Annotated in this window: 8 protein-coding genes; 7 read left to right on the top strand and 1 reads right to left on the bottom strand. The window is 62.8% G+C overall.

Annotated features, from left to right (window positions below; all coding sequences use genetic code 11):
- From EXN22_RS06240 to EXN22_RS06210, 7 genes are all read left to right on the top strand, one after another.
- On the top strand, positions 1-969 hold the full coding sequence (locus tag EXN22_RS06240; protein ID WP_130263238.1) for an ABC transporter ATP-binding protein: 969 nt from the start codon (positions 1-3) through the stop codon (positions 967-969).
- On the top strand, positions 969-1,937 hold the full coding sequence (locus EXN22_RS06235) for a peptide ABC transporter ATP-binding protein (protein ID WP_130263237.1): 969 nt from the start codon (positions 969-971) through the stop codon (positions 1,935-1,937). Before EXN22_RS06240 ends, EXN22_RS06235 begins: the two co-directional genes overlap by 1 nt.
- Positions 1,938-2,038: 101 nt before the next feature.
- Positions 2,039-2,848, top strand: a complete 810-nt coding sequence (locus tag EXN22_RS06230) for an AraC family transcriptional regulator (RefSeq protein ID WP_130263236.1) — start codon at positions 2,039-2,041, stop codon at positions 2,846-2,848.
- 60 nt (positions 2,849-2,908) lie between these two features.
- Positions 2,909-4,315: an NAD(P)/FAD-dependent oxidoreductase gene (locus tag EXN22_RS06225; RefSeq protein ID WP_130263235.1), complete on the top strand. Its 1,407-nt coding sequence runs from the start codon at positions 2,909-2,911 to the stop codon at positions 4,313-4,315.
- A gap of 32 nt (positions 4,316-4,347) precedes the next feature.
- Complete coding sequence (locus tag EXN22_RS06220) at positions 4,348-4,689, top strand: cupin domain-containing protein (RefSeq protein ID WP_130263234.1); 342 nt, start codon at positions 4,348-4,350, stop codon at positions 4,687-4,689.
- A 55-nt stretch (positions 4,690-4,744) separates the two neighbouring features.
- The gene (locus EXN22_RS06215) at positions 4,745-5,824 is read left to right on the top strand and encodes a polyamine ABC transporter substrate-binding protein (protein WP_130263233.1); all 1,080 of its coding nucleotides are present in this window, start codon (positions 4,745-4,747) and stop codon (positions 5,822-5,824) included.
- A gap of 98 nt (positions 5,825-5,922) precedes the next feature.
- Positions 5,923-10,590: a dermonecrotic toxin domain-containing protein gene (locus EXN22_RS06210; RefSeq protein WP_130263232.1), complete on the top strand. Its 4,668-nt coding sequence runs from the start codon at positions 5,923-5,925 to the stop codon at positions 10,588-10,590.
- A 57-nt stretch (positions 10,591-10,647) separates the two neighbouring features.
- On the opposite strand, the gene EXN22_RS06205 is transcribed toward EXN22_RS06210, so the two are convergent.
- On the bottom strand, positions 10,648-12,231 hold the full coding sequence (locus EXN22_RS06205) for a peptide chain release factor 3 (protein ID WP_130263231.1): 1,584 nt from the start codon (positions 12,229-12,231) through the stop codon (positions 10,648-10,650).
- Between the last annotated feature and the right edge of the window lie 189 nt (positions 12,232-12,420).

Raw genomic sequence — 12,420 nt, 5'->3', positions numbered from 1 at the left:
ATGTCACTTCTACAAATAAAAAATCTGAATGTGCGCTTTGGCGACGCCACTGCGGTACCGGTGGTCGACGGCCTGGACCTGACGGTCAATGAGGGTGAAGTACTGGCCATCGTCGGCGAGTCGGGCTCGGGCAAGTCTGTGACCATGATGGCGCTGATGGGCCTGATCGACGCCCCCGGGCGCATCACTGCCGACGCCCTGACCTTCGACGGCACCAACATGCTCAAGCTCAGCGGCCGGCAACGGCGCAAGGTGGTGGGCAAGGATATGGCGATGGTCTTCCAGGACCCGATGACCGCCCTCAACCCCAGCTACACCGTGGGCTTCCAGATCGAGGAAGTGCTGCGCCAGCACCTGGGCCTGCGCGGCAAGGCCGCTCGCCAGCGGGCTCTGGAGCTGCTCAAGAAGGTTGAAATCCCCGGCGCCGAAAGCCGCCTGGACGCCTACCCGCACCAGCTCTCCGGCGGCATGAGCCAGCGGGTGGCGATCGCCATGGCAATTGCCGGCGAACCCAAGCTGCTGATTGCCGACGAACCGACCACGGCCCTGGACGTGACCATTCAGGCGCAGATCATGGAGCTGCTGCTCAATCTGCAAAAAGAGCAGAACATGGCCCTGATCCTGATCACCCATGACCTTGCCGTGGTCGCCGAGACCGCCAAGCGGGTCTGTGTGATGTACGCAGGCCAGGCCGTGGAAGTCGGCCAGGTGCCGGAGCTGTTCAACGTGCCAGCACACCCCTACAGCGAAGCACTGCTGGCCGCGATCCCCGAGCATAGCGAAGGCGCCGAACGCCTGGCGACCCTGCCGGGCATCGTCCCCGGGCGCTATGACCGTCCTGAAGGCTGCCTGCTCTCACCGCGCTGCCCCTATGTGCAGGACAGCTGCCGTCGGCAACGGCCAACCCTCGATCCCCAGGCCCATAGCCAGGTACGTTGTTTCTACCCGCTGAACCAGGAGGTGGCGTAATGACCGTCGTCCTTACCGCCCGTGAACTGACCCGTCACTACGAAGTATCCCGCGGCCTGTTCAAGGGCCATGCCCTGGTACGCGCGCTCAACGGTGTGTCCTTTGAACTGGAAGCCGGCAAGACCCTGGCCGTGGTCGGCGAATCCGGCTGCGGCAAGTCGACCCTGGCCCGCGCCCTGACCCTGATCGAAGAGCCCTCCTCCGGTTCGCTGAAGATTGCCGGCCAGGAAGTCGCCGGGGCCAACAAGGCCGAGCGCAAGCAGTTGCGCAAGGACGTGCAAATGGTCTTTCAGAGCCCCTATGCCTCGCTCAACCCGCGGCAGAAGATCGGCGACCAGCTGGGCGAGCCGTTGCTGATCAACACCAACCTGTCCAGGGCCGAACGCCGCGCGAAAGTCCAGGCGATGATGCAGCAGGTCGGCCTGCGCCCCGAGCATTATCAGCGCTACCCGCACATGTTTTCCGGTGGTCAGCGCCAGCGTATCGCCCTGGCCCGGGCAATGATGCTGCAACCCAAAGTGCTGGTGGCCGACGAACCGACTTCGGCCCTCGACGTATCGATCCAGGCCCAGGTGCTGAACCTGTTCATGGACCTGCAAAAAGAATTCAACACCGCCTATGTGTTCATCTCCCACAACCTTGCGGTAGTGCGCCATGTGGCCGACCAGGTGTTGGTGATGTACCTGGGCCGGCCGGCGGAAATGGGGCCCAAGGAGGACATCTACAACAAGCCGCTGCACCCCTACACCCAGGCGCTGCTGTCGGCCACGCCGACCATTCACCCCGACCCGCTCAAGCCGAAGATCAAAATCTCCGGCGAGCTGCCCAACCCGCTGAACCCGCCACCGGGCTGCGCTTTCCACAAGCGTTGCCCGTATGCCACCGAGCGTTGCGCGGCTGAGGAACCGGCGTTCAGGCAGGTGGGAACGCGGCAGGTGGCGTGCCACTACGCTGAGCAGTTCCTGTAACTGTATCGCGGGGCAAGTCGAAGCGTCGCACCGCCGCTCCCACAGGGCACACTGTAGGAGCGGGCTTGACCCGCGATTGGCCCCTCCATCACTATCGAGCAATGACCCCAGCCCCTCTCCCCGACGGCCCGGCACAAACCCCGGAAACCGCCGCCACCGTCCTGCGCTACCACCTGTGCTGGAAGCATCGCGACCTGGACGGGGTGATGGCCTTGTATCACCCCGATATCCAGTACAACGACTACTTCCAGAACCGTGTCCTGCACCTTGATGAGCTGCGTGACTACGTGCGCGTGAGCATGCCCCGCGAAGCCGATGAAGACATCGTCCACAGCGACCGCATCCGCGTCGATGGCTGTACCGCCTTCATCCAGTACCAGGTCACCCTGCGCGGTGGCGAAGGCCTGGTGGCGTTCCAGTCCAGCGAAGCGATCACCGTGTGCGACGGGCTGATCTGGCGGGTCAACGAATACGCCTCGCTGGTCCGTTCCCCCAGCCAGGACACCGGCCACAATGACCTGCGCCCGGCCGTCAGCCGCCTGGGCCTTTCACCGCGCCAGTTGAGCTTCATGGCCCAGGACCTGGAGCAGTATTTCCAGCGCCAGCAACCCTACCTCGATCCGGAACTGGACCTGCAACGGGTGGCCCGCGAAAGCGGCTACAGCCGCAACCAGATCTCCTACCTGCTCAATCAGGTGCTCGGCCAGAGCTTCTACCGCTACGTCAATCAGGCGCGCTTGCAGCACTTGCTGGCCCGCCTGGAAAGCACCACCGCGCGGGTGCCCATCGACGAGTTGGCGTTCGCCGCCGGCTTCAACTCGCTGTCGGCATTCTACAAGTGCTTTCGCCAGCACACCGGTCTGTCGCCCAAAGCCTATGTGAAGCAGAATTCTCTGCGTGCACGCACGTAAGACACAGCCCCCCGCAAGCTTCTAGGATCGCCACAGACCGTTTTGATGTGGAGCCGAACAATGCTGGCATGGCGCAGTATCAGCCTGTGGATGGACCAACTCGATGAGCCGTTGAACGCGCGCCCCGCACTGCAACAGGACCTGGACGTCGACGTTTGCATCATCGGCGCCGGCTATACCGGCCTGTGGACCGCCTACTACCTCAAGCGCCTGGCGCCGCAACTGAGTATCGCCATCGTCGAAGCGCAGATTGCAGGCTTCGGTGCCTCCGGACGCAACGGCGGCTGGCTGATGGGCAACCTGCTGGGTGAAGACCGCCTGCTCGCCGGTTGTACGGCCGAACAACGGCGTGCTGCTTACGAGCTGCTGCACAACATCCCCGATGAAGTCGCCCAGGTGCTGCAACGTGAAGGCATCGACTGCGACTACCGCAAAGGTGGCGTGCTGTACTGCGCCGCGCGCTACCCCGAGCAGGAAGCCAGCCTGCGCAATTACCTGAACAAGCTGTACAAACAAGGCCTGAACGAGGCCGACTATCGCTGGCTCAATCCCAGCGAGCTGGCCTCCCAACTGCGCATCAGCCGCCCCTTTGGTGCAATCTTCAACCCCAATGTCGCCACCCTCCAGCCGGCCAAACTGGTGCGCGGCCTGGCCCGCACGGTAGAGGCCATGGGCGTGAAGCTCTTTGAGAACAGCCCCGTGACCCAATGGCGCGCTGGTGAAGCACGCACCTCCCAGGCACGGATCAAATGCCAATGGCTGGTGCCGGCGGTCGAGGGTTACTCGGTCAACCTGCCGCCGCTGGGCCGCTACCAGATGCCGGTGCAAAGCCTGCTGGTGGCCACCGAACCGCTGTCCGATCAAGTCTGGGAGCAGATCGGCCTCGACCGCGGCCAGGCCTTCAGCGAGAACAGTCGCCAGGTCACCTATGGCCAGCGCACCCTGGACAACCGCCTGGTGTTCGGCGCCCGTGGCGGCTATCGCTTCGCCGGGCGCCTGCGGGAAAACTTCGACCTCAGCGAGAGTGAAATCGGACTGCGCCGCTACCTCATCGGCGAGCTGTTCCCACAACTGAAGGACGTCAACATCACCCACGCCTGGGGCGGCAACCTGGGCATGGCCCGGCGCTTCCAGCCGCACATGTTCTGCGACCGCAAACAGGGCATCGCCCTGGCCGGCGGCTACGGTGGCGAAGGCGTTGGCGCCAGCAACCTGGGCGGGCGAACCCTGGCCGAGCTGATCCTGGAGCGCCGCGGCGTGCTTACCGAACAGCCCTGGGCCAGCCACGACCGGGCCCTGCACAGCCTGCCCGGCTGGGAGCCCGAACCCTGCCGCTGGCTGGGCTACAACGCGATCATCAAAAGCTTCGTCCATGAAGACCAGACCCTCGCCAACCCGGCCAGCGCCCCCTGGCGCCGACGCCTGGCCAGCGGTGTGGCCGACTTCATGGAAGGTTTCATGCGCTGACTTTTCGATCCCCCTGCACAGGATTCACCGCGATGAGCATTACTCAGTTCAAGAACACCGACTGCGTCACCCTGGCCGAATCCAACCCGGTGGCCGTGCCGCTCGGCGAGCCGGTCTCTATTGCCTCGGTCACCTGCGTCGAACGCAGCGATGGCGTTGAAACCGGCATCTGGGAATGCACCCCCGGGCGCTGGCGCCGGCAGATCGTCCAGCAGGAGTTCTGCCACTTCATCAAGGGCCGCTGCACCTTCACCCCTGATGGTGGCGAGCCGCTGACCATCGAAGCTGGCGACGCCATCCTGCTGCCGGCCAACAGCACCGGCATCTGGGATATCCACGAGACCGTGCGCAAAACCTACGTGCTGATTTTCTGATCATTCGATCGCCTGCCTCCTTCGATAACAAACAGACCAAGCAAGGAATCCAGACATGCGCCCATTGCTCTTCGCACCCTTGTTACTGGCCGCCTCCGTCGCCCAGGCGGCCGATTCGGTGAAGATCTACAACTGGTCCAGCTACATCGCTCCCGACACCCTGAAGAACTTCCAGCAAGCCAGCGGCATCGTGCCGACCTACGACGTGTTCGACAGCAACGAAACCCTCGACGGCAAGCTGATGACCGGCAACTCCGGCTATGACGTGGTATTCCCGTCCAACCACTTCATGGCCCGGCAGATTCAGGGCAAGGCGCTCAAGCAACTGGACAAGCGCCAGCTGCCCAACTGGAAGAACCTCAACCCGGTACTGCTCAAGGCCCTGGAGGTCAACGACCCTGGCAACCAGTACGGCTTTCCGTACCTGTGGGGCAGTACCGGCATCGGCTACAACATCGACAAGGTCAAGGCGGTGCTGGGCGACAACGCGCCGATTGACTCCTGGGACCTGATCTTCAAGCCCGAGTACATCAGCAAACTCAAAAGCTGCGGTGTTGCGGTGCTCGACAACGGCCCGGAACTGCTGCCGATTGCCCTCAATTACCTGGGCCTGCCACATCACAGCCAAAAGCCTGAGGATTACGACAAGGCCAAGGCGCTGCTGATGAAGGTGCGCCCATACATCAGCTACTTCCATTCTTCCAAGTACACCGGCGACCTGGCCAACGGCGATGTCTGCGTGGTGGTGGGTTTCTCAGGTGATGTGCTGCAGGCCAAAAATCGCGCCGAAGAGGCCAACAATGGCGTAAAAGTCGGCTACTCGATCCCCAGGGAGGGCGCGCCGATGTGGTTCGACATGGTCGCCATGCCGGCCGATGCGCCGAACGAAAAGGCCGGCTACGCCTATATGAACTACCTGCTCGAACCCAAGGTGATGGCCAACATCAGCAACCACGTGCAGTACGCCAACGGCAACCTCCAGGCCGACACCCTGGTCGACCCAGCCCTGAAGTCCAACACCATGATCTACCCGAGCGACGAGATGCTCGGCAAGCTGTATGCCCTGGAGGCGATGCCCGCAAAGATCGACCGCCTGCGCACGCGGATCTGGACCAGTATCAAGGCCGGCAATTGATCTATGTAGTGCTTCGACGCACAAACGTCCCGGCAGACTGAAGGGTGCCGGGGCCAGTTGGCATACCGGCATACCTTGAGCACTGACGAGGCCTGCCCATGCCGCTGCGCGATCTCCCCTGTTTTCACCGTGACGTCCTGCGTGCGGGTTTTCTCCAGCATCTGAACCTGGCACACACAGCCGGTCTGCTCGACGACGAGGAGTACCGGCAGCTCCCTCTGCTCGCCCCCACCGCTGGAACGCCTGCATACTCCGGCCATTGGCGGCTCGACGGGCTCGACGCGCTGACCGCCCAGAGCCAGGCCTTGCCCCTGGACAGCAGCGTACTCATCAGCGATAGCGCAAGCAGGGTGTTTCTCTACAACCCGGATATTGGTCTGCAGCGCTTCGTCGACCGCCACCAGGCTATGGCTGAAATACTCAAGCAACTGAGCCAGCCAAGCACTGCACTGGCCTATGTACGCTATGCCACCCCGGAGCAACAAGAGTGGCTGGCCACCCGCCAGTTCGTCCAACTGCAGGTCAACCTGCTGGACCTGCCGCTGTTCGATCACCTGATGCTCACACTCAACAGTAACCTGAACCGTGCGCTGTGGCAGATGCACCAGCTGTTGAGCAACCAGCCCGAGGCCGAACAGGCCATCAGCAATACCCTCAATCGCGTCCTCAAGGGCTCCCCGCACGGCCCGGGCTCATTCGGCTATCTGGCCCCATACGCCACCTCCACACCGGCGACCCTGGATGACTTGCTGCTGGACCTGCTGCGCGAACCGCAGGCCGGGTTCAGCGGGCAATGGTTGATCAATGGTCAGCCCAGCAGCGACCACTCAACGCCTGGCACAGCGCTGCTACGTGCACGCGAGATCCTGGCCAAACAGTGCCAACGTATCCTCGAGCAATACTGGTCGAATGCCCCGGCAGGCAAACCCAGCCGTCGCGAGCAACTGGCGTCACTGCTGCGCTGTCGCCTGCAGCTCGCTTTAGAGCAGGTCCACCGGCAAGGTGCACTCGGCAGCCTGGATTACCGCAACCTGTCGAACTGGCTGAACCCGGGCGACACACCCTTGCTGCGCACCTGCACAATAGCGTTGATGGATGAAGATCAGCCTGCAATGTTCCTCGATGCGCTGCTGGTCATCGCCTCCAGCAACTCCCACGACGAACCTTGCTTCACCTACAGTGCCCGCTACGGGCTAGAACGCTTTCCCAGTGCCAAGGCTTTGCTGGCGAGCATCAACGCTCCCCTTTCCCGCACACGCTGGCTCGATTGCGCAGCACCCGGGCAACGCCTGCACCTGAGCAAACTGGCGCTTACCCAGAGCAAGCTGGTGGCCCTGGCAGCGTCAGGCGTGCAGCCGTTTGTCGACAACCTGCTCGATGGACAGCGTCAGCGTCTGGTCGCAAGCCTGACTCAGCCCAACGGCATCGACCTGCACGCCTGCTTCCAGCAGGCACGTGAACTGGGCAGCATGCTCGACCCGCAACTGGACGACCTCGCCCCATTGAGCCCCGCACGTCCTTCGCTGAGCGTCCTGCAGCAGGTCGCCGCCAACCTGGCCAGCCCGGCATCGGTCGGCAGCGAGGCCCATCTGCTGCAACAGTTGCTGGACGACTATGGCCATATGCAAACCCAGCGCCCGGGATTGCGCGCCATCACCCAGGCACTGCTTCAACTGCACCTGGGTGGCCTATTGGCGACGCAACTGCCACTCACCGCCATCACCGTGCGTCCGACCGCCGCCCACGCCCACGCCACACAGCCGCTGCACGCCCTCGCCTGGCGCTATGTCGCGGCGCAGCAATCGGCTCGGCCAGTAACACAACGCTATCAACTGAGCACCGAGTCGGCTGACGCAAATGAGCTGGCCACGCGCCTGCCCTGGATCGTGGTGGATCAGGGCCTGCGCAAGGTCGCCCAGGCATTGCCTTTACGCCTGGAGAAAATCCTTGCCCGCGATGCGCAGTACACCCAGGCCTACCAGCGTCGTCTGTTGAGTCTGTGCTTGGCCCTGGAACGGCGCCTGCCGGGTGCGGCCCAACGGCCGCCCCCGACCTGGCTGAGCGCCGGCTTCCCAGGTTCAGCCATCACGGTGCAACGCTACAGTGACCTGCTCGCAGGCTTTGAACAGGGTCTGGCTGCCGGCCTGCCGGCCAGCGAACTGGAGCGTCTGGCCCAGGGTCACGACAGCCTCGACAGGGGCCTGCAGGCCCTGCAGCGTCTGAGCGACCTGGCCCTGGATCTGCAGCAAAGCAACCAGTTGCCCGACTGGCTGGGCAAGGCCTCTTCAACACAGCGCCGACATTACCTGCAGGCGCTGCTCGGCAGCCTGGCCAGTGGCAGCGGCGCACGCGACTATCTGTTCGAGGTACCGACACTCGAGCAATACAGCCGCGACCATTTGCAAACGCAGCTGGACCTGGATTTTGGTCCTGCCGGCCTGCGCGCGGAAGATATCCAAGTGACCAGCAACCGCTGGATCGCCGCCCCCGTAGCCATCGGCCAGATTCCCTCGGCGTTTCCCGCTGCCTATGAACGCCATCGCCAGTCCCTGGTGAGCTACGCCCAGAACCACTTCCATGACTGGCAAAACCCCATCCTGCATATCGAACCGGCAACTGGCGTACAACTGCCCAATACCTTGAACGCCCGCTACCTGCTCAACCTGGTTCGGCAACTGGATATCGGTGGGCGCTACCAGTTGCTGCTGCGCTCAATCTTCGATCCGAGCGACGCGCATTATCAGACGCGCCTACAACTGTTCTGCCAGCAACTACCCGGCCAATTGCTGGAAATTGCCTGGCGCGCACGGCTGCAGGGAACGCTGGATGACCGCGGCCTGGCGTGCATCCAGCAACTGATGCTGATGCCACAAAGCAGCAGCCGGGCCGCTGTCGACGGCGGCAAGGTCGAGTTGATGCCCCTGCTGTTGCAATGCGCCGACCTTGCCCCCGACCCGGTGCCCGGCCTGTGCCTGATCAGCCCAGGGAGCCAGGGCCCGCTGCTGCTCTACTGCCCCTATGAAGCAAGCGCCCCGCTGCGCCAGTTCCGTCATGAGCAGGATCTGCTGCAACAGCTCAAAACCGATCAGACGTTGCAGCAATTGCTACTGTCGCGCCTGCCGCCGGACACACGCAAGCGTTATGCCCATGGCGGCTTCAGCGAGCCGCATCTGCCGGTCATCATCGAGTCTGACTTCGACCTGCCCTGGAGCCGGCCGGCGCCACCGCACCTGGTCCTGCAACCGATCCAGGGCAATATCCTGCACTGGTTGTTCCTGGACAACGCGCAGCAGTTGCAGGCCATGGCCAAGGCTCAACTGAGCAGCGCCGACAAGGTTCGCTGGCAAGCCTTCACACAACTGCTTGGCGATCTCTGGCAAACCGTCAGCCTGTTCCTTCCCGGCAGGCTCGGCTCACTGCTGGCATTCTGGCAAGTGGAACTTGCCGCCGTGCAGGTGCTGGACAGTATCGGCAGACGCCACTGGAGCGAGGCACTGGCCCAGTTGGGATTAGGCCTGGTCCTGGCCCTGCCGTTCGGCTGGAACGCCAGCACTGGGGAACCCAAGGCGCAATTCTGGAACAGCGTACGCAAGCTTGCACAATACGACACCACGCTGCTGCACTATGAAGCCCCGGGGCAGGAACTGGCAGCGTTGCAACTGGACCCCTCGACCCAGGTCTATCGCGCGGCCGAAGGCGAGGATCGCTTTATCGATCTCAATAGCCGGATCTATCACGTCCGCCAGTCAGGCAGCCGCTGGTACCTGCAAATCGGGAATGGCGAACCCGGTCCCAGGCTGCTGCTGGATGCCAATAGACGCTGGCTCATCGACCCGGCGCAACCCTTGCCACTGGAGTACGGCGGGGCCCTGAGCCACCTCAGCGGCCGTTTCAGCCGTTGGCGCGCCTCTCGCGCAAACACGGTGATCCTGGCCGTCGGTATGCGCCGAATCCAGCGCCTGTTCCCCGGCCACGCCCGCAAGATACGCGATGCCCACCGCATTGCCGTGCATGACCTGGTGACCTGCCACAGCAACCTGGACCGGGCTTCGGCCACACAGCTATCGGCCGAGACCGCACAGATCCTGGAAGCGTTTTTCGAACTGCCCCAGGTGACCGATGACATTCTGGAATTGGTACGTAGCAACGTGCAAAAGCTGCTGGCCAAGATGCTGGCTACGCACTACTCCCCCTCGCACTCGCAACGCTACGTCCTCGGCACCGATGCTAACGCGCCCGCCGGCTCTATGGCTTTTGTCCTGCCATTCGACTTCTCCGGACAAGTGTTTCTGCTGGACGACTTCTTCAACTTCAGCCCCAGCAGCTATCTGCCATTGCAAATGATCTATCGTCCCGAGGAAGCTGCGGACATGACCCGGGCCATGACATTGCTTCACGAGTTTTCCCACCTGGCCTGTGAGACCCGGGATATCCGCTACCTGGATGGCACCACCCCTTACGCTGACTGGCTGGTCCCGGGCGAGGAACGGACAAGGCTCGCAGGGTTGCATCAGGATGCTTTCTCGGCGCGTACTCCGGCCAACCAACTGTTCGTTGTACAGACCCCGGCCGGGCGCCTGCGCGACCTGCAGGCCATTGACCGCAACGGCTTGCGCCGGATCCTTGACATCACCGGCGCACAGAATCTGCATGATGCACGCCTGACGTTCTACAGCGATGTGAACAAACGCGTGCGGATCATACTGGCCAATGCCGACTCGCTGGTCCTGCTGATCTACCAGTTGAGCAGAACGCTGCACCCCTGAGCCTGCCAGCAGGCCGAAAAAAACCCCGCCGGGCGTGCCTGGGCGGGGTTTGGCAGATCAATGATGCTCGCGGGTCGCGCGGAACTTCACATCCGGCCAGCGCTCTTCCATCAGCGCCAGGTTGACCCGGGTCGGGGCCAGGTAGGTCAGGTGACCACCGCCGTCGATGGCCAGGTTTTCCACGGCCTTGTTCTTGAATTCCTCGAGCTTCTTCTTGTCGTCGCAACTGATCCAGCGCGCCGACCAGACGGTGATTGGCTCGTAGGCACACTCGACCTTGTACTCTTCCTTCAAGCGGCTGGCGACCACATCGAACTGCAGCACACCGACGGCGCCGAGGATGATGTCGTTGCTGCGCTCGGGGAAGAACACCTGGGTTGCGCCCTCTTCGGCCAACTGCTGCAGGCCCTGGCGTAATTGCTTGGACTTGAGCGGGTCTTTGAGGCGCACACGGCGGAACAGTTCCGGGGCGAAGTGCGGAATACCGGTGAAGCCCAGGGCTTCGCCTTCGGTGAAGGTGTCGCCGATCTGGATGGTGCCGTGGTTGTGCAAGCCGATGATGTCGCCGGCCCAGGCCTCTTCCAGTTGCTCACGCTCGGAGGAGAAGAAGGTCAGCGCGTCGCCGATACGCAGGTCCTTGCCGGTGCGGACGTGGCGCATTTTCATGCCCTTCTCGTAGCGGCCGGAGCAGATGCGCATGAAAGCGATACGGTCGCGGTGCTTGGGGTCCATGTTTGCCTGGATCTTGAACACGAAGCCGCTGAATTTCTCTTCGGTCGGCTCGACATTGCGCTCGTTGGCCTCGCGCGGCAGCGGGCGTGGCGCCCAGTCGACGACGGCATCGAGCACATGGTCGACACCGAAGTTGCCCAGTGCCGTACCGAAGAACACCGGGGTCAGCTCGCCGCGCATGAACTCGCCCTGGTCGAACTCGTGGCAGGCGCCCTGGACCAGTTCCAGTTGCTCGAGGAAGCGCTCGTACTCGTCACCCAGGTGAGCGCGGGCTTCATCGGAGTCGAGCTTCTCGATGATCTTCACCTCGGTACGCTCATGGCCGTGGCCCGGGGTGTAGACGATGATGTAGTCGCCCGCCAGGTGATACACGCCCTTGAAGTCGCGATAGCAACCGATTGGCCAGGTGATCGGCGCGGCCTTGATCTTGAGTACCGCTTCGATTTCGTCGAGCAGTTCGATCGGGTCGCGGATGTCACGGTCGAGTTTGTTGATGAAGCTGACGATCGGTGTGTCACGCAGGCGGCAGACGTCCATCAGGGCGATGGTCCGTGGCTCGACCCCTTTACCGCCGTCGAGCACCATCAGCGCCGAGTCGACGGCGGTGAGGGTACGGTAGGTATCTTCCGAGAAGTCTTCGTGGCCCGGGGTGTCGAGCAGGTTGATCATATGCTCGCGATAGGGGAACTGCATCACCGAGGTGGTGATGGAGATACCACGCTGCTTCTCCATTTCCATCCAGTCGGAGGTGGCATGGCGGTCGGACTTTCGCGATTTCACCGTACCGGCAACGGCAATTGCCTTGCCCATCAGCAACAGCTTCTCGGTGATGGTGGTCTTACCCGCATCGGGGTGGGAAATAATGGCGAAGGTGCGGCGTTTCGCGACTTCGGCGGCCTGGTTGGTCATGGGAAATCGCCTGGCAGGTGATTCAAAAAAAGGGCGCAGATTATAGCCCAAATCTGTCTCCGAACTGAACCGTTGGGTTAATCAGCGCTGGCCAAACTCCGCTTCAGATGGGAACCTTTACGGCTGTGGAGCCGTCCACTGCCCTGATACGCAATCGGTCATGACCGTTCGTCAGGGTTGCTTTCACTG

Origin of the sequence: Pseudomonas tructae, from assembly GCF_004214895.1 — a bacterium.
GTDB classification, from domain to species: domain Bacteria; phylum Pseudomonadota; class Gammaproteobacteria; order Pseudomonadales; family Pseudomonadaceae; genus Aquipseudomonas; species Aquipseudomonas tructae.
The sequence above is the reverse complement of the archived record's forward strand: the minus strand, read 5'-3'. Positions and strand labels throughout refer to the sequence as shown.

Excerpts from the sequence above, each read along its gene's own strand:
- EXN22_RS06240 (WP_130263238.1), top strand. The coding sequence starts at position 1 with ATGTCACTTCTACAAATAAAAAATCTGAATGTGCGCTTTGGCGACGCC.
- EXN22_RS06235 (WP_130263237.1), top strand. The coding sequence starts at position 969 with ATGACCGTCGTCCTTACCGCCCGTGAACTGACCCGTCACTACGAAGTA.
- EXN22_RS06230 (WP_130263236.1), top strand. The coding sequence starts at position 2,039 with ATGACCCCAGCCCCTCTCCCCGACGGCCCGGCACAAACCCCGGAAACC.
- EXN22_RS06225 (WP_130263235.1), top strand. The coding sequence starts at position 2,909 with ATGCTGGCATGGCGCAGTATCAGCCTGTGGATGGACCAACTCGATGAG.
- EXN22_RS06220 (WP_130263234.1), top strand. The coding sequence starts at position 4,348 with ATGAGCATTACTCAGTTCAAGAACACCGACTGCGTCACCCTGGCCGAA.
- EXN22_RS06215 (WP_130263233.1), top strand. The coding sequence starts at position 4,745 with ATGCGCCCATTGCTCTTCGCACCCTTGTTACTGGCCGCCTCCGTCGCC.
- EXN22_RS06210 (WP_130263232.1), top strand. The coding sequence starts at position 5,923 with ATGCCGCTGCGCGATCTCCCCTGTTTTCACCGTGACGTCCTGCGTGCG.
- EXN22_RS06205 (WP_130263231.1), bottom strand. The coding sequence starts at position 12,231 with ATGACCAACCAGGCCGCCGAAGTCGCGAAACGCCGCACCTTCGCCATT.